This window comes from Neobacillus sp. CF12 (genome assembly GCF_030348765.1).
In the GTDB taxonomy this organism is placed as follows: Bacteria; Bacillota; Bacilli; order Bacillales; family Cytobacillaceae; genus Neobacillus.
The window spans coordinates 1,129,264-1,146,667 of the sequence record NZ_JAUCEU010000007.1; the positions used below are offsets into that span (position 1 = coordinate 1,129,264).

The 17,404-nt window shown below is 37.2% G+C and carries 16 protein-coding genes; 3 read left to right on the forward strand and 13 right to left on the reverse strand.

The features are described 5' to 3' along the window. Window positions 1-31 precede the first annotated feature (31 nt). The 7 genes from QUG14_RS05700 to QUG14_RS05730 all read right to left on the reverse strand — a co-directional run bounded on the left by QUG14_RS05700 (window position 32) and on the right by QUG14_RS05730 (window position 8,826). Window positions 32-331: a BC1872 family protein gene (locus tag QUG14_RS05700; protein ID WP_289339556.1), complete on the reverse strand. Its 300-nt coding sequence runs from the start codon at window positions 329-331 to the stop codon at window positions 32-34. 133 nt (window positions 332-464) lie between these two features. Next, window positions 465-1,004, reverse strand: a complete 540-nt coding sequence (locus tag QUG14_RS05705) for a glutathione peroxidase (protein WP_289339557.1) — start codon at window positions 1,002-1,004, stop codon at window positions 465-467. Window positions 1,005-1,082: 78 nt separating this feature from the next. Beyond that, the gene (locus tag QUG14_RS05710) at window positions 1,083-1,682 is read right to left on the reverse strand and encodes a hypothetical protein (RefSeq protein WP_289339558.1); all 600 of its coding nucleotides are present in this window, start codon (window positions 1,680-1,682) and stop codon (window positions 1,083-1,085) included. Between the two features lie 244 nt (window positions 1,683-1,926). Then, window positions 1,927-3,699: an aminodeoxychorismate synthase component I gene (gene pabB / locus QUG14_RS05715; RefSeq protein ID WP_289339559.1), complete on the reverse strand. Its 1,773-nt coding sequence runs from the start codon at window positions 3,697-3,699 to the stop codon at window positions 1,927-1,929. 52 nt (window positions 3,700-3,751) lie between these two features. Continuing rightward, window positions 3,752-5,194, reverse strand: coding sequence for an amino acid permease (locus tag QUG14_RS05720; protein ID WP_289339560.1), 1,443 nt, complete (start codon window positions 5,192-5,194; stop codon window positions 3,752-3,754). A 425-nt stretch (window positions 5,195-5,619) separates the two neighbouring features. Next, complete coding sequence (locus QUG14_RS05725) at window positions 5,620-7,599, reverse strand: oxidoreductase (protein WP_289339561.1); 1,980 nt, start codon at window positions 7,597-7,599, stop codon at window positions 5,620-5,622. A 201-nt stretch (window positions 7,600-7,800) separates the two neighbouring features. Continuing rightward, a complete protein-coding gene (locus QUG14_RS05730) occupies window positions 7,801-8,826 on the reverse strand; it encodes a threonine aldolase family protein (RefSeq protein ID WP_289339562.1) in 1,026 nt (341 codons plus the stop codon). A 220-nt stretch (window positions 8,827-9,046) separates the two neighbouring features. Between QUG14_RS05730 and QUG14_RS05735 the strand changes: the two genes are divergently transcribed. Further along, window positions 9,047-10,366: a TrkH family potassium uptake protein gene (locus QUG14_RS05735; protein WP_289344077.1), complete on the forward strand. Its 1,320-nt coding sequence runs from the start codon at window positions 9,047-9,049 to the stop codon at window positions 10,364-10,366. Between the two features lie 41 nt (window positions 10,367-10,407). Here the strand turns inward: QUG14_RS05735 and QUG14_RS05740 are convergent, their stop codons facing one another. The 4 genes from QUG14_RS05740 to QUG14_RS05755 all read right to left on the reverse strand — a co-directional run bounded on the left by QUG14_RS05740 (window position 10,408) and on the right by QUG14_RS05755 (window position 14,121). Further along, a complete protein-coding gene (locus QUG14_RS05740) occupies window positions 10,408-10,845 on the reverse strand; it encodes an SRPBCC family protein (RefSeq protein ID WP_289339563.1) in 438 nt (145 codons plus the stop codon). Window positions 10,846-11,534: 689 nt separating this feature from the next. Next, the gene (locus tag QUG14_RS05745; protein ID WP_289339564.1) at window positions 11,535-12,200 is read right to left on the reverse strand and encodes an LbetaH domain-containing protein; all 666 of its coding nucleotides are present in this window, start codon (window positions 12,198-12,200) and stop codon (window positions 11,535-11,537) included. 151 nt (window positions 12,201-12,351) lie between these two features. Next, window positions 12,352-12,852, reverse strand: a complete 501-nt coding sequence (locus tag QUG14_RS05750) for a hypothetical protein (protein ID WP_289339565.1) — start codon at window positions 12,850-12,852, stop codon at window positions 12,352-12,354. A 267-nt stretch (window positions 12,853-13,119) separates the two neighbouring features. Beyond that, complete coding sequence (locus tag QUG14_RS05755; RefSeq protein ID WP_289339566.1) at window positions 13,120-14,121, reverse strand: LLM class flavin-dependent oxidoreductase; 1,002 nt, start codon at window positions 14,119-14,121, stop codon at window positions 13,120-13,122. Window positions 14,122-14,520: 399 nt separating this feature from the next. On the opposite strand from QUG14_RS05755, the gene QUG14_RS05760 reads away from it, so the two are divergent. After that, a complete protein-coding gene (locus tag QUG14_RS05760) occupies window positions 14,521-15,135 on the forward strand; it encodes a cell wall hydrolase (RefSeq protein WP_289339567.1) in 615 nt (204 codons plus the stop codon). A 41-nt stretch (window positions 15,136-15,176) separates the two neighbouring features. Here the strand turns inward: QUG14_RS05760 and QUG14_RS05765 are convergent, their stop codons facing one another. Together QUG14_RS05765 and QUG14_RS05770 are read right to left on the reverse strand one after the other, a co-directional pair. Then, window positions 15,177-16,238: a DUF4030 domain-containing protein gene (locus tag QUG14_RS05765; protein WP_289339568.1), complete on the reverse strand. Its 1,062-nt coding sequence runs from the start codon at window positions 16,236-16,238 to the stop codon at window positions 15,177-15,179. Next, a complete protein-coding gene (locus QUG14_RS05770; protein WP_289339569.1) occupies window positions 16,228-16,791 on the reverse strand; it encodes a sigma-70 family RNA polymerase sigma factor in 564 nt (187 codons plus the stop codon). The genes QUG14_RS05765 and QUG14_RS05770 overlap by 11 nt, the downstream gene beginning before the upstream one ends. A 161-nt stretch (window positions 16,792-16,952) precedes the next feature. Here QUG14_RS05770 and QUG14_RS05775 point away from each other — a divergent pair, with 161 nt between their 5' ends. Continuing rightward, window positions 16,953-17,381 (forward strand): DUF2383 domain-containing protein, encoded by a 429-nt coding sequence (locus QUG14_RS05775; RefSeq protein ID WP_289339570.1) that lies wholly within the window; start codon window positions 16,953-16,955, stop codon window positions 17,379-17,381. The last annotated feature ends 23 nt before the right edge of the window (window positions 17,382-17,404 follow it).

Consider the following 17,404-nt stretch of genomic DNA (forward strand, 5'->3'; position numbering starts at 1 on the left):
TTTGAACTCTCCCCCTCTATTATGCAAACTTCTATAGCCACTCTTCCGGAATCGAAGTATTATCTGCAAGTGAAAATGCTGCGTTTGTGATGGCCTCTGCTAACGATTTCCCTGTCTCACAAACATCATTAAAGCAAACCTCATATTTCCCTTTTTCCATATATGTATATCCAAAGCTTTTTAATCTTTCAACTATTAAAAAAGCGTGATCAGGGTTTTCGTCAGGTTGAAAATCATATATAAAAACACCTTTTTCTGGATCATACCAGCGATCCCATCGATTTAATTTCCATCCTAGTATCCTGCGTGCAATGACCTCAGTTTTGTTCATATTCCTTTTACCTCTCTTGCTCTAGATGTTTATATAGTAACATTTCCATCTATCGCTAGTACATATCATTTTCGATGAAAAGCGGCTGGTACTCACAATAAAAAGGACCATCATGGGTCCTTTCATTTTATTCCTATTTTAGTAACTTCTTAATATCCTTTTCCATCTCCTCAGGCAATGTGCTTGGGAAGTAACGTTTCACGACATTTCCATTTTGATCAATTAAAAACTTAGTGAAATTCCACTTAATATCTGAACTCTCAAGAATTTGTGGAAGATTTTTATTTAAATGTTGATATAGCATACTACTAGTATCCATGTTACTATCCTCAGGTGCCTGCTCACGTAAATAACGATATAGTGGATGGGTATCCTCACCGTTTACATCAACTTTTTTAAAGATTGGGAAACTCACATCATAATTGATGGAGCAAAATTCTTGAATTTCTTCATCACTGCCAGGTTCTTGCCCGCCAAACAGATTACATGGAAATGCTAAAACGGAAAAACCTTGATCTTTATAATTTCTAAATAATCTTTCAAGACCCTCATATTGCGGTGTTAAACCACATTTACTTGCAGTGTTAACTATGACCAATACCTTTCCTTTAAAATCCTCTAAGCTAATACTTTCTCCATTTGAAAGCTCTGCTTGATAAGCGTAAATTGACATTTCATATACCTCCCAAATTGATAGAACCTCCATACTACAATTCCACAAAAGGCGGTAGGAAACCTGCATAATTGTAAATTAACGCAAATATAACAAACTAGGAGAAAACACACCTTTTTCTGTTACGGGATAACAAACCATTTCAGCTTTATTTTCATTCTGGTAATCCTTTAGCTTGCCTTCATAAACCAAGTGAAGATTGGAAACACATTGTAAATCATAAGGGGCAATAAGACCCAATGGCTTTTCAAATTTCATGATCGTAGATTTATTTAATATATAAGCAACAAACTGAGAACAAAAGAAAGCATTTTTTCTTTTGAGTGGTCTATTGAACATAACACCGAATAACCCTAAAAAATTATAGCGATACTGTTTCTGTTGTGCTTCGATTTCTTGTAAATAGTGTCGCAAATTTTGAAGTTGACTTTCTGAAACAGTAATGGAATAAATAGCACAATCGGCATGTTTAAATAAACCCATTCTGACATCTTCCTTAACAAATCCTCCAATAAATGGATTTCGGGCTGTTTTTCTCCCAAAGCTATAAACCTCTGATAAATGTTGATCAAAGGCTATCGATGAATGATTATATGGTTTTTTCGTATATAGCTTTATTAATTTTGTTAGTAACGAACCAGTGTTCGTTAAAAGAATATACACCTGTTTTTCTGTCATCATTAGCCTCCTACTAAGTACTTAAGAAAACTCTTCTGTTTCCACTATACATACAAAAACTTAAGAAAAGATTTATAGAATCCTTAAGATATTCTTAAACTTACAGGAGGTAAGTGTCAGGAAACTAAAAAGCCGACTGATTTTAAATCAAACCAATCGACTAATTCATGAAAAATTATTCTCTTTTTGAAACGCATTTGTTACACACTGATTGATACATAGTATCACGCTTATTACGTTTTTATCAATGCATATCTTTTAATAAAGAAAGATTTTCCTGCAAATGAACCTCTTTCCACTTTCGGACACTATTGATAAACAAGATTCTTGTTGCCTTTTTTAAATCTGATTTTGTCATTATTTTTTCTTTTATTTCTCCAGTTTTAAGTAACACATCACGATAGGTTCCAGCTAATAATCCGCTCTCGATTGGAGGTGTCCATAAAGTCCCGTTTATTTCCAAAGCAACATTTCCATTTGTAAATTCTGTCAATTCCCCGTCTTGATTCCATAGCAGCACATCGAATACTTCTGATGGCTTTTGCTTTTGAAATTTGCTATAAATCTCACGATTGGTTGTTTTATGATACAGAAATGGATTGGTTTTATCGACTGGTTCATCTGCTATGCTTACCTTCAAAATGCTGGCCTGCTGGGTGATAGACTGACCCTCAATAGTCACTTTCCCATTTTTCGCTAAAAGTAATCGTACCTTTATAAAGCAGTTGGGCTGGGAATCTCTATACTCGAGTAATGAATTTCTTACCTTTTCCCCTTCAAAAAGAAAACCAAAATATCGTGCAGAATTCTCTAGTCGTTTCAGGTGCTCTTCCAATAAAAAGTAATCTCCTTGATCTAGTAATAAACTTTCTAACAAATGGAATTCAGTGGGTTTCTCTTCTAACAACTTTGCTTTCGCAAGGATTTCAAGATATTCACCTTCCGTTGTTGAATCCCAAGTCACCCCTCCGCCCACACCGTAGACAGCATTCCCAGATAAATGGTCAATTAGCACTGTTCTGATGGGTACGTTAAAAATAGCTTCCTTGTTTGGTGTTAGGTAACCGATTGCCCCACAATAAACCTCACGTGGATCAACTTCTAATTCGGCGATGATATCCATTGTGCTTATCTTTGGTGCGCCTGTAATCGATCCGCAAGGAAATAGAGCTTTAAAGATATCAACCATGTTCGTGGATTCGGATACCTTGGCTGAGATGGTTGAAGTCATTTGATGGACTGTTGGGTATTGTTCTATTTCAAACAGTTTTTCTACATTAACCGTGCCAGATTCTGCAATCATCCCAAGATCATTTCGTAGTAAATCGACAATCATAAGATTTTCTGCACGATTTTTTTCAGAATGGAAGAGCCAGTGCGCATTTGCACCATCTTCTTCAAACGATGCCCCTCTTTTGATTGTACCTTTCATCGGCCGGGTCGTGATTTTTCCATTATCAAGTTGAAAAAATAATTCAGGTGAAGCAGACAAAATACTATGCTGTCCAGTATGTATATAAGCACAATAATTAGAGTTTTGTGCTTTTTTAAGCCTATTATAGAAAGCGAGCCCATCGCCTTCAAATTGTGAATGGAGTCGGATCGTATAATTGGTTTGGTATGTATCCCCTGCCTGGATGGATTTTTTTATGGAGGTAATAGCTTGCTTGTACGCCTCCATCGTAATGGATGGATTCCATTCTGAAACGGAAAAATCCCCATTGCTAGTAGGCTGATCATACTGTGGATTTTTAAATATACCAAACCAGAGTAAAGGATAAGCACTCCCACTTTTCACCTTAAAGGAAGGATCAAAGGCAGGAGCACTTTCGTATGATAAAAATCCGGCAGCGTAATATCCCTTATCAACAGCCTCTTGGACAAGCTGAAAACTTGGTAACACATCCTCAATTTTATGTGCGGTAATTACACTTACCGGATTTTGAAACGTAATCGGATTTATTTTTCCATTTGAATCTGCAAATTCAAATGCTAAAAGAGGTTCTTTCTGTTCCATGTTTTTGCTTCCCCTTAAATACTCTGTTATTTTTTAAGAAACCTCTTTCAGTTTATTTTTCCTTGTTGCTTTCGTCAACTTTTTCTACTATCTCTTCTGAGAATTCAACAGCGAAACTTGGTTGGAAATCACTTGGTGCAAGTCCATTTTTTGGTGTCTCTTCTACGTTATAGCGTTTCCGGTAATACATCACATAGTAAATAAGAGAGAACACAATGACCATGCTGCTTCCGGTTATTAGTCCTGCTGTTTGACCTGGAATGAACGGCATACACATTAAAACGATAATTAAGCTTATTAATGCGACCCATGAGGAGTAAGGGAAACCTGGCATCTGACATATACCTCCAGGAGGACACCCTTCTCTTTTTCGAAAACGAATATGACTTGCCATGATGACAGCATAAGTGAAAATTAAGGCAAATCCACCTGATGTAATCAAAACCAAATAGGCCCTTGGAAATAACAAACCAAAAAACAATCCTATCAGCATGGAAAGTCCAGAAAATAAAATGCCACGGTATGGAACATCTCTCTTGTCCTTAAGCCAATTTGGAGCATGACCTTCATCAGATAGAGAGCGAATCATTCGTCCAAGTCCAAAAATACATGCCAGCATGGCTGAGAGAATAGCTGAAATTAACACCAAATTAAGCGCTGTACCTGCCCAGCCAATTCCCCACCGATTTAAGGAAGCAACCATCGGACTAACATTTTCACTAAGGTCTGCTGTAGGAATGAGTGGTAACAGGACTGCAGCATAAAGTACATACAAACCGACTAGAGAAAAAACCGTATAACGAATCGCTTTAGGGATTGTCTCAGTTGGATTGTCTGCTTCGGTCGCTGCTAAGCCAATGATTTCAAAGCCTGCATATGCAAAAACCACCAGTAACATACTACCAGCAATCCCTTGTACTCCACCAGGCATTAGTGGTTCCCTCGCTAACTCTCCAGCACCAATTGCTGGAGTTCCAGGCATGAATCCTAAAATTAACACCAATGCTGTGATGATAAAAAAGATAATCGCAAAGATTTTTACTGCAGATAGACCACCAGCCAGTTTCCCTATTTTATCGGCACCTAATAAATTTAGTAGTGTAACAGCGACAATAATCGAGCCACCTAACAAAGCAATTGAGATATTTGGGTACCATTCGCGAACTAAAAGTGAAATCGCTGTTGCTTCACTCGACATCGATAAAACTGTCCCCGTCCAATAAAGCCAACCGACGACAAATCCCGTTCCCCGGCCAAGTTCTCTTGCTGCAAAAGTACTAAATGATCCCACTGTAGGTGCTCCGACGGTCATTTCAGACAAAGCATATAAAATAAGATATACCAAGACTCCGGCTAAAATATACGATAATAATATTGATGGTCCTGCTGCATTAATGGCTACCGATGAACCTAGGAAAAAAGAACCTCCAATAACGCTTCCTAACGCCATCATTGTCAGTTGCCAAGCAGATAATCCTTTACGTTTACTCTTCAATGCATTTTCTCCCATTTGCGTTTTCACCCATTTTCTAAAAATAACCTCTGTTTATTATTTACTTCATTTAGGAGATGATTCCTTGGGATATCTTGTTAGAATTTTAAACCGGACTAAAATTGACAATAAATTTACAATTCATAAACTGTATCTTAATAATCCACTTCTATACTGAAGTTAGTAAGGATCTTTTTGAAGGAGTGGATTGCATGCGTGAGTTTCTGGTTAGGATTGTGATCTTGATTCCAATTTGTATCATTATGTAATGCATTAAATCATTACCTCCTACTATCTCCAGAAATAATCCACTTTGTTCATTCCATCCATCTCTGTAACACTCCCATATTCACATAATAAAAGCAGCGGATTTCAAGATTTGAAATCCGCTGCTTTTATTAATGAACATATTCTTCCTGCATCTTGGATCAAAATACCTCTGACAATACCTTCGATTCTTTATTTTGAATAACCAGTGATTCAAGTACATATGACTTTTCAAATCCATCTTTTATCGCATTCGTAATTGAGCCAGGATTAATGGCGTCACCGATGACAAAAACGTTATCAAAATGTTGGCTATACATTTCTTCTAAAGGATTAAAAGACTCTGTTCCCATCGAGAACACAACATGGTCCACAATGATTTCACGCTGTTCGTCCAGACTATTCATAATCATCATTGAATGTGGAAGGATGTTGGCTACTTTATGATTTTCAATAATCTCAACGTTCGCTTTTTTCAAACGATTGATTAGCATCATTCTGGTAGGTGGTGTAACTTTGCTGCCTGTTTCTGTTGGAACTTCCACCAGCACAACATCATTTCCTCTAGAAGCGAGCTGGCTCGTTACGCTATAACAAACCATCCCACTTCCTACGACTACAATCTTTTTATGTGTAAAATCTTTTCGATGTAATAAAACATCTTCGTAATCACAAACCATCGGGTGATTTACCCCATCCACTTTTGGAATAATTGGTTTGGCACCTGTCGCAAGAAAGATTGCAAATGGATCCAACGCTTTGACTTTTTCAATCGAAGCTCCAGTATTAAGCCGAACATCAACGTTTAATCTTTCCATTTCATTGGTATGATATTGAATCATCCAGTTCATTTTCTCTTGTGCTTTTGGCTGTGTTACTAGATTTAATTGGCCGCCAAGCTTGATGTCCTTTTCGAAAATCGTTACATTATAGCCTTTTAAGGTTAAAACTCTCGCAGCCTCCATTCCACCTGGACCGCCGCCTACAATTGCTACATTTCGTTTTTCGTCGATAGGCTTGAGTTCTCTAAACTCTAGTTCTCTGCCTGTTCTAACGTTTAAGGAGCACGAAACATGGGGGCCTCCTCTCGTACAATTTAAGTAGCAAATACACTTGCGAATTTCATTTTCCCTGCTTTCCAATGCTTTTTTCGCCCATTCAGGATCCGCAAGGTGGGAACGTCCCATTGCAATAAAGTCTGCCTTTCCTTCTGCCAAAACCTTCTCAGCAAATTCTGGTTCACGAATAACTCCCACTGTAATGACAGGGATATCCACAACTTTTTTCATTGCTTCTGCCAGATACACTCGCCAGCCTTGTTCAAACATCATTGATTCAACCATTTTATCCATGGAATTATAGTTTCCACAGCTAGCGTGGATAGCGTCTACTCCGATTTTTTCCAAGGAAATGGAAATTTTCTCACTTAATTCAATCGTGGTTCCGCCTTCTTCAAATTCATCTACACTTAAGCGTATGCTAACTGGAAAATCATGACCGCATTTTTCCTTTATACCGACAACGATTTCCTCAACAAACCTCATTCTATTTTCAAAACTGCCACCATATTCATCATTTCTTAAATTCGTGTTCGGACTGAGGAATTGGTTGATCAAGTAGCCGTGAGCGCCATGTAACTCCACACCATCTGCACCAGCACGTTTACATCTTAATGCACCCATTACAAATTTATTAATGGTCTCTCTTACCTCAGCATTGGTTAATTCTCTTGGTTCCTCCCCAATGGCTGCACATGTAACAGGACTAGGTGCAACAATTTGTCTCCCCCCTCCTAAAATATGTGTAGAGGTTTCTCTTCCAGAATGTTGTAGTTGTACAAATAGTTTGGCTCCGTATTTCTGTACAGCAACCGCCAACCGATGGATTCCCGGTATGAAACGGTCTTCATCAATCCTTAATTGATTAAAAGTGGATCTGCCATAGTCATAATCAATGGACGTGTATTCCACGATAATTAACCCAGTTCCACCTTTTGCTCGTTCTTCATAGTAGGCAATTTGATGGTCAGTGACCTCTCCATTAGGACCGCCGAGATTGGTTCCCATCGCAGGCATGATGACTCGATTTTTCAATACCAGATCCCCAATTCTTCCTTTTGAAAATAAATGATTGTACTTCATCCAATTCCTCCTTTATTATTTGTTCAATATTTCACAAACTTATGTAAAAAAAATATTCCCAGCTATTTTTATAAGGGATTAAAATGAAGATATCTGTGAATTACGAGTGACAATTAGCAAGAAATGGTTATTTTTGAATAAGATAAATCCACATAAAAAAGGATACAAAATTTTTGTATCCTTTCTAATTACTCCAAAAAGTTACAAGATCTTTTTCAAATCTTCTATAAGACTATTTACCTCTTCCTCTTTAGTTGCCCACGAGGTTACGAAGCGAATAGCGGATGAATCAGAATCTACCTTCTCCCATATATGAAAGGCATAGTTTTTTTGCAATTCGCTGATGGCAGCATTCGTTAGAATTGGAAAAATCTGATTGGATGGGGAGTGGGTCAGAAACTCTACATTCGCTTTCACGAGCTCTTCCCTAATCTTGCCCGCCATCTTATTGGCATACTTAGCCAAATCAAAGAACAAATTATCCCGGAAAAGCTCAAGAAACTGGATACCCATCAATCTTCCTTTTGCGAGAAGCGCCCCTTTTTGCTTAATATGATAACGAAAGTCCTCTTTTAAGGCATCACGACAAATGACTAATGCCTCTCCGATCAGCGCTCCATTCTTCGTTCCGCCAATATAGAAAGCATCCACCAGCCTTGGGAGATCGCTCAACTGAAGGTCATTCTCTTCTGAACATAACGCAGAACCGAGTCTTGCACCGTCCATATATAAAATGAGTTGATTACGTTGGCAGAAATCATGTAACTCCTGTAGTTCGCTTTTTGTATAAATGGAACCTATCTCAGTAGAGTTTGATATGTATACTAATTTCGGCTTCACCATGTGTTCATCTGGATGACCGTCGAGGACTCCCTGTAAATCGGCGGGTGAAAGTTTTCCATCTTTCCCCTCAACAGATAGTATTTTATGACCAGTTGCCTCAATGGCACCTGTCTCATGCCCGAGAATATGTCCGCTGCTTACGGCGATTGCTGCTTCATGTGGTCTAAGGAATGCCGAAATCGCAATAAGGTTGGTTTGTGTTCCGCCAGATAAGAAATGAATATCAACATCATTTCTACCGATTTTTTCCTTGATAAGATCAATGGCTTGCCGTGAATATCGGTCTTCCCCATACCCTTCGTCCTGCTCCAGGTTTGTTTCGAGTAATGCATTCAATATTCTAGGATGTGCCCCTTCGCTGTAATCGTTCTTAAAGCTGTACATTAAAATGCCTCCATTTTCAACTTTTAAATCTATTGTAAACTATCATACCAAGAATTCTTATGCCTTACCAAAATAAAGACACTTGTTTTTTAGGTAAAAAGAACCCTCGGGAATAACTACCAACTCAGCATTCTTTTTGTTATTATTACCAATATCAGTTCTTGATGACGGGTTATTGAGGGAGAGTGTATGAGTGGATATTTATAAAAGAAAAGGGAAAATGATTAGATTGCACCCTGCTCAAATACTTGTATTGGGCTTCGGATCTCTAATATTATTGGGGACTATCCTTTTTATGCTGCCGATTGCTACTTATGAAGAGGGACGTGGACTAAGCTTCATTGATGCTTTATTTGAGGCAACATCAGCTGTTTGTGTTACTGGGTTGGCGGTTGTCGATACGGGAACAACTTTTACCTTGTTTGGAGAGATTGTCCTCCTTTGCTTGATTCAAGTTGGCGGCTGGGGATTTATGACGACAGGAATATTTATGTTCATTATCTTAGGGAAAAAAATCGGATTAAAGGAACGCTTACTGCTGCAAGATTCACTCAATGTATTTTCTCTAGCGGGTGTTGTCACCTTAGTTAAGCGAATCATTCTTATAACATTTATAGTTGAATTGCTGGGAGCTACTGCTTTAGCGATTCGCTGGTCATTTGAAATGCCGTTTGGGAAAGCCATTTATTATGGAATCTTCCATTCCATTTCCGCCTTCAATAATGCTGGTTTCGGGCTAGAACCTGATAATTTAAGTAAATGGGTAGGTGACCCTACGGTAAACATCGCCATCACTTCTCTGTTCATTACAGGAGGTATTGGGTTTACCGTTATTCTTGATTTATGGGCTAAGAAATCTTTTCGTAAACTATCGCTGCATTCTAAAGTAGCACTACTCATGTCACTCTTCTTAAATATTGCAGGATTCCTTATTATCTTGGTTTCTGAGTATAATAATTCTTCAACTATTGGAAACCTTGCGTTTGAAGATAAGCTTTGGGCTTCCTATTTTCAAGGAGTGGTAACCAGGACTGCTGGTTTTAATACGATTGATATTGGAGCCATGAATCTCTCCTCGCTTGTTTTTATGATGGCACTGATGTTTATAGGAGCATCTTCTGGATCGACTGGTGGTGGAATTAAAGTAACTACCTTTGCTATCATTATTTTGGCTTTTTGGGCAGTGGTGACAAATCGAGACAATGTGAACTTATTTAAAAGAAGAATTTCTTGGGAATTGGTAAATAAATCATTATCAATCGTGGTAGCTGCGATATTTTTTATCTTTCTAATTTTCTTTTTGCTAACTTTTACTGAAAAAGCGGTTATGAGTAAACTACTATTTGAAACCATTTCAGCCTTTGGAACCGTAGGATTGTCAGCAAATTTCACACCAGAACTCTCTCCATTTGGAAGGATATTAATTACCATTATGATGTTTATAGGAAGACTTGGTCCCTTAACCATGGCATTTGCTTTATTGAATCCTCGAAAAGAAGCGAAGGTTAAATATGCAGAAGAGAAAATATTAATTGGCTAATACAAAAACACCGTATATTTTGGACGGTGTTTTTGTATTTATTAATTATTTTCAAGGATGTCTTTAATTTTTTTTAAATCCTTCATGTTGGCTTTTCTCATCATTGTGGCCATGAAAGGAGACATTATCTTGCTATATCCAGTAGGATTCCCTGTGTTTCTTAATGTCATTTTCGTTCGATTTGCATCCATCACTTGCCATGTATAGGTGGTCTCCATAGGAAAAGGGCCTTGGGCAGTTTTCATCACTAGTTTCTTTCCTGGAATAAGTTCAACAATTTCATACACATAAGCAAGTTCTCGACCGAGAAACTTTGCTTTAAACGCAATTTGCGAACCTATCGCGAGTGGTTTTGGTGATCTCCACTCCGCTGAATGGATATTAACATACCATTCTGGAGCATGATCAGGATTCGATGCATACTCTGATACTTGTGAAATAGGACAGTTAATCATTATTTCTGTTACTACATCTACCATTTCAATTACTCCAACTTTCTTTTCATTACTGAGTGATTATAAAAATATTATCAACCTTATCGTACCATGTTGGGAATCTCTTGGTAAAGGCTACGATATATTAGAAACTAACATAAAAATACCGTCTAGTATTGTAAGACGGTAATTTCGTTTACTATTAATTATTCTAATTAAACTGGCATTGCCACTTATGCAATAAATCCTTTACTGATTAAATTAACGTGAGCTTTTTGTTTTAGTAATCGTAACTTCTGTTTTTTGGTTAACCTTCTCCAGAAACTAACTTTGAAATACATAAAAAGCCCTCCTGTCTATTCCTACAATTAGAAATCTTCTAAAGATACTTCTACACATTTCTACTCTTTTTATCTATTAAAATCGTCTATTCTATATATTTTGTGATTGTATTTTTATTTTACCAAACAAATTATTTATTGAAAAATCAAAAAAGTCGACTATTTCTAACTAAATCTTACAAAATTCACTGTAAATTTCACTATTAATACTACTCGGAATAGAATAACACTAGATAACTTCCAATTAATGTCGAAAAGTATTTTGAAAATTTCGATAATATATGTCTATATTGTGAACTGTTTCTGACAAAAAAAGCCCTCCAGTGAGTGCACTGAGGGCTTTTTGACGATTATTATTAGATATACAGATTTGCATTGTTGTTTTCATGTTTCCTAACAAGCTAGACCGCACGAACACTTATTTTTCCCAAAATACAAGGAATATGCTGCAGGGAATTCTGCATTCACACGCTGTACCGCTTTCGCAAACTCTTCCTCTGTTTTAGGTACAGTGGCTAAAACATTGGCTTTTTCATGTGTATCAATGTTTGCACCAGGTGGCACAAAGCTATTTGGTTTCAGTACCACTCCATTTGTAACCACTGCACCGGAGGAAATAAAACTTCCTTCCCCAACAATTGCATTATATACAATTGCTTTAAAACCAATAAAAACATTGTCATCCACCCTGCATGGTCCATGTATCAAGGACCCATGCGCACAAGAAACCCGATTCCCTAAATATATAGAGTAATGTTTGTTGTTCATTTCAAAATACTTATTTTTTAAGCCATGTAAAATCACACCATCCTGAAGATTACTATTACTGCCAATAAAAAACGGAGTCCCCTCATCGGCACGGATACTAACAAATGGACCTACATACGTATTTTTCTGAATCGTCACATCTCCTACCACATACGTAAAAGGACTTAGGAATGCCTGACTATGAATATTCGGAAACCTGGCATAAGGATTTACCGAAGTTGGCGGATTATAGCCCACATAGTAACTATATAGATTTAGCGGCCAATTCTGATACCCTTGATGATTCCACAAAAGTTACCATCTCCTTAATTTTCGAAAATCGTTAATATGTATGTATGAAAATAAAACATATACATAGAATAATAACTTTCATATACACAAAACGCTGCATAAATAGGCGAAAATGTATAAATGGTGCCTGTCACCGCCAGAATCCCATTATTTATTGGGACTCTGGCTGTTTTTCAGTTTTTTCTTCGGTGTTTATTGTTTGCTGCTGATTGGTTTTGAACATGTCTTTGGATAGGGCGTTTAGTTTGTTTACGAACCGGTTGAATCCAAATCCCACAAAGAAGGCGAAGCTTATTTGTGCATATGGAGTATCGTCAAAGTCGACGAACTCGATTAGTAAGATTCCACTTTGGATTAAGGTAACTGCTACTATTGCTGTACCGGTAGCAAAGATTGGATAAAAGAAGTACATAATCCATTGTCGATATTCATTCAATTCATCTTTCATATAGTGCGAACAGAACATATATAAATGGCGAAGTGAACCTCCAATGGATCCCGCGAAGAAATAATAAAGGAAAATCTTTATGTCATCTATAAAGGGGAATTTATCATCAAGTGCACCTGTCCAAACTACTCCAATTGCTATGAAACTCCCAAAGAACAGAAGCGAAAGATATAGTAAAATACCGGCTTTTAACCAAGTACTCATCCAAATCACCCCACATTACTCTATCCTATGAGGTAATGGATGGTGGTGTGAATGAATGCGTTTTTCAGAAAGTTTAAATGTTATTTTAATGTTAAACACCTTTTTACTCAAGAAAAAATGACGTAAATTTATACGCCATTTTTTCACTGTTATACGATTGTTTCCTAAAATGTAGTCATGCGATAATTTCGGTAACAATCCTCGCTCATTGTGCCCTAATAATTCACACAGCCTCACATTCCGTCACAATCACTCCTTAAGAAAAAACTACTTTCCCTCAACAACTTCTTTAAATATTTCATACGAACGTATTTGTTTATCAGGATCGTAGATATAGGACACTGCCATGATTTCATCTACTGCATAAATGTCTTGGAAATCTGTCAACTGCTGACGGATGGTTTCTTTGCTCCCCAATAAGGTTACGCTTGACATAGACCTAGCCATTTCTTCCTCCATCGGAGTCCAAATTCCATCCATGCTTTCTACAGGCGGCTGTAACGGATTACGTGAACCACGGACAACATTTAAGAAAAACTGATGCATCGTGGTTTGTAAGATTCGAGCCTCTTCATCCGTTTCCGCAGCAATAACATTCATACATACCATCATATACGGTTTGTCTAGATACTCAGAAGGCTGGAATCTTTCTCGATAAATGGAAATCGCTTCGCCCATCATTTTTGGTGCGAAATGAGATGCAAATACATATGGCAGTCCTAAACTTGCGGCTAGATAGGCTGAATCTGTGGAGGAACCCAGAATATAAATTGGTACATTGGTTTCTACACCAGGATAAGCTCTCACATATCCTTGGTGCTCTTCCGGACCAAAGTAAGTTAGCAATGCCTTCACATCGTCAGGAAAGGTATAGACTGAATCATTTTTTGAGCGTCGCAATGCATTAGCCGTCATCATATCAGTACCAGGTGCACGCCCTAGTCCCAGTTCTACTCGATTCGGATAAATGGTTGCCATTGTACCGAATTGTTCAGCTACCACAAGTGGCGAATGATTTGGCAGCATAATCCCGCCAGATCCTACCTTGATTGTGTTCGTGTGCTCTAACGTATGCTTAATTAAAATCGGGGTCGCTGAACTGACAAGTGTCGGAGTATTATGGTGCTCAGCAATCCAATATCGTTGATAGCCCATTTTTTCCGTTGCTTGTGCAAGAGCTGTCATTTCATCTATGGCTTCTTTTGAACTCTTCCCCTGGCGAATCGGGGCTAAATTCAAGACAGATACAGGTATATTAATAGTTCCCATTATTTATATAAGTCCTTTCTTTTTAAAGGTATAGTCTATTGTAACAATAGAAATACAGGAAACAAACTTATTTGCTTTGGCTTCAAGATTCCTTCATTAACCTTTGTAACTTTATAATAAATGATTCACAGGTTTTTGTTTATTTCAAAAAGTCCTACACAAGTTTTTGGCTTCATTAGGACCACTTTTCCAATCCAATCGAACGTTTGGGCTTCATAAACGATTTCCCACCTTAACAACTTGTTAAATTCTAGCACAAACTCTATCAATATGGTATTTACTTCCAAACAATAGTCTTCTAATTGTCTTATCCATGTAACTTAACTGTAATACTAATCTATTTTTTCAATTCATAGTAATAGAGTTAAATACATTAAACCAACTTGGAGGACTAGAATTATGAAAAAACTTTTTACGTTATTAACTTTGACTGCCACCCTATTATTTGCTTCCCCTGCTTTTGCTTATGAGGTTAAACCTGGTGACACGATGTCAAAAATTGCTAGGGAACATCAATTAACACTGCAAGAATTAGCCGATGTAAATCCACAAATTTCGAACCTAAATCTTATTTACATAGGACAAAACATTAATACTATTAAATCCACTATGACCAATGTATCAAAAGTAGTAGAGCCAACTAAGAATATCAGTTTCTCTGATTCTGAAATAGATTTGCTCGCTCGATTGGTTAGAGCTGAGGCACAAACGGAACCTTTAGAGGGGAAAATTGCAGTCGCATGTGTAGTACTGAACAGAGTTGAAAGTCCCCAATTCCCTGACACCATTAAGGAAGTCATTTATGCCCCTGGACAATTCCAACCGGTGAAAAATGGTGAAATCAATAAGCCTGCAGATGAGGAAAGTATTCAAGCTGTCAAAGCCGCATTAACTGATCAACGTCAATTAGCGCCAGGAGCATTATTTTTCTATAATCCTGCTATCGCCACCAGCCGTTGGCTTGATACACGAGCAACCACACTTGTCATTGGACAACATGTCTTTAAAAAATAACCAAAAGGACCAGTTTTAAAAACGGTCCTTTCTCCTAACACTTATTTCTTATTAATTTTTTTCTCATCCTTACCGTAAATCGTTACCTCATATGGATCGTTTCTTACATCTGCTGTCATTTCATGTGTTTTAATAAATTCAGCAATTTCATTTTCAATTGTTTCTGCTATTTCAATTGCCTCTGGATCCGTAGACTTAAGCGATATTCTTACTCCGATTTGTAATGGCAATGGATGGAAGGAGTAAGAAAGCCCTTCTATTTTAAAAGCTTTATTTTCACCTAATCCGTCAAAAATGATATCGAGAATCCCATTTTGCACCCATCTTAGTTCTTGTTCCCTAGCGGCCATGTCGATACTGGTAATTTTATATTTAAATTTACCATAATCCTTGGTAAGTAAATTTAATTGTTCTTTTAGTTCAGCCACTCTTTTTTCCGTTTTTGGCAAGGCAACATAGATAAATTTCTCCTTACTATTTATACGGACTTGAACTGGGAAGGCTGGATGGTAATTATTTTTCGCAAGCATGTCGATTAGCTTTTCTTCTAACTCAAATGACTTTCTAATATATTCCTTTATCTCTGGAGTAGATTCCATTGCATCAGATTGTCGTACTTTTCCTCTTTTTACTTCAATCTCATATTTTCCAAAGTTCTGTGCTACTAATTCACTATTAATGTTTTCGATCACTTCAGTTTTCATTGATCGTACTTCATCTTTTGAGCCTACCAACCAAATCTTAATCTCTCTGTCTGGGACTGAAACATTTAAATTACTAATGTCATACTTATTTTGAGTTATAACTTCAAATATGACTCCATGTAAGGCATTTGAGTATTCCTTTTGCTTTATAAAATAACTAAAGTAAGGAATCTTTGCTGTAACCTTTGCCATCGCTAAAGAAACATGGGTTGAACCTATCAACAACAAAAACAATACAATTGCTGCAAAAGTTGAATAGCCCCATCTTTTTATTATGATCTTGCTTCCCTTACTACGATTCTCTTCAGGAAGATTTTTTATCGCCTCCATCACTTTTTGCTTGTGCTTATCTTCAAAACGCATATGTAAATTTTTCGGATATTTTAGTTTATCCCTCATAACTATGCCTCTCCTTCAAAGAACTTTGTAATAATTTCTTGGCCCGATGAAGCCTTGTTTTTACCGTATTGGATTTAATACCTAGTAGTTCAGATATTTCATTAACCGATAATTCTTCATAGTATTGTAGGATTATTACTTCTCTTAATTTAATGGGAAGTGCTAAAACCTGTTCAAAGATAATTTCTTTTTCTTCACCTTCAAGAATCTCCGACTCAACCGATTGACCCCCAGTTGGAAAAATAGAACGAAAGAAATCTTGATAAAGAATGTTTTTATAAGACCAACTTCTAAAATAATCTTTGCATTTATTTACCGTAATACGATAAAGCCAGGTTTTATAGCTAGCCTTATGTTGGAACGTTTCCAAACTTTTATAGCAGCTAATAAATACCTCCTGTGAAATATCTTCAGCTAATTGTTTTTGTTTAACATACGTGAAAGCAAGCCTTACAACCATGTCCCCATACTCTTCCATCAGCCAGCTAAGTTGGTCTTCTTTCGTTAACTGATCAAACTGAATAGGTAATGTAGTAGTTTCTATCTTCTTCACAAGCATTTCTAACCCCTCTCTTTCTTTCCTAACCTTAGACGAAGCTATCCCATAAATGGTTCCGTAAAATTTCATATTCATACAGTATGGATGATTTACTAGCAAATCTCGAATAAAAAAACCTAACATCGTGTCAAAATAGAATGAAAGGAAGTGCGACAATGGCGAATGAAGTCATTATTGAGGAGTTAAATACATTATTAAGAGGTACCTATATGGGGATACGTTCTTTTGAACACTATATCCAAAAGGTTGAGGATGAAGAACTAAAGACAGTCTTTCAATCGATGCAGAAGGATGCAAAGTTGAATGCACTGAAACTTGCGGAGCGGATTCAAAATTTAGGCGGTGTTCCGGCGGACGGTGAAGGTTTCTCAGGCTCGATGCATAGCTTTATGCACAATGCCATGCTCCCTGACGCCCAAACTGAAATCATTAAAGATGCGTTGAAGGGCTTAAATCAATATGGAGTGGAATATTCTGAGGAACTTGTACGTGGCGATCTTGATTCCGAAAGCAGGCAACTTGCAGAAGATGTTATTGATACAAGTCGAAGACAGATTGAGCAGTTACGACATTACCTCCATTAAAAAAGAAATGACGTGTGCCAACC

Coding starts and splice junctions, on each gene's coding strand:
- QUG14_RS05755 (WP_289339566.1), bottom strand. CDS start 14,121: ATGGGAACTATTAATATACCTGTATCTGTCTTGAATTTAGCCCCGATT.
- QUG14_RS05775 (WP_289339570.1), top strand. CDS start 16,953: ATGGCGAATGAAGTCATTATTGAGGAGTTAAATACATTATTAAGAGGT.
- QUG14_RS05750 (WP_289339565.1), bottom strand. CDS start 12,852: ATGAGTACTTGGTTAAAAGCCGGTATTTTACTATATCTTTCGCTTCTG.
- QUG14_RS05765 (WP_289339568.1), bottom strand. CDS start 16,238: ATGAGGGATAAACTAAAATATCCGAAAAATTTACATATGCGTTTTGAA.
- QUG14_RS05730 (WP_289339562.1), bottom strand. CDS start 8,826: ATGTACAGCTTTAAGAACGATTACAGCGAAGGGGCACATCCTAGAATA.
- QUG14_RS05740 (WP_289339563.1), bottom strand. CDS start 10,845: ATGGTAGATGTAGTAACAGAAATAATGATTAACTGTCCTATTTCACAA.
- QUG14_RS05760 (WP_289339567.1), top strand. CDS start 14,521: ATGAAAAAACTTTTTACGTTATTAACTTTGACTGCCACCCTATTATTT.
- QUG14_RS05710 (WP_289339558.1), bottom strand. CDS start 1,682: ATGACAGAAAAACAGGTGTATATTCTTTTAACGAACACTGGTTCGTTA.
- QUG14_RS05735 (WP_289344077.1), top strand. CDS start 9,047: ATGATTAGATTGCACCCTGCTCAAATACTTGTATTGGGCTTCGGATCT.
- QUG14_RS05705 (WP_289339557.1), bottom strand. CDS start 1,004: ATGTCAATTTACGCTTATCAAGCAGAGCTTTCAAATGGAGAAAGTATT.
- pabB (WP_289339559.1), bottom strand. CDS start 3,699: ATGGAACAGAAAGAACCTCTTTTAGCATTTGAATTTGCAGATTCAAAT.
- QUG14_RS05700 (WP_289339556.1), bottom strand. CDS start 331: ATGAACAAAACTGAGGTCATTGCACGCAGGATACTAGGATGGAAATTA.
- QUG14_RS05725 (WP_289339561.1), bottom strand. CDS start 7,599: ATGAAGTACAATCATTTATTTTCAAAAGGAAGAATTGGGGATCTGGTA.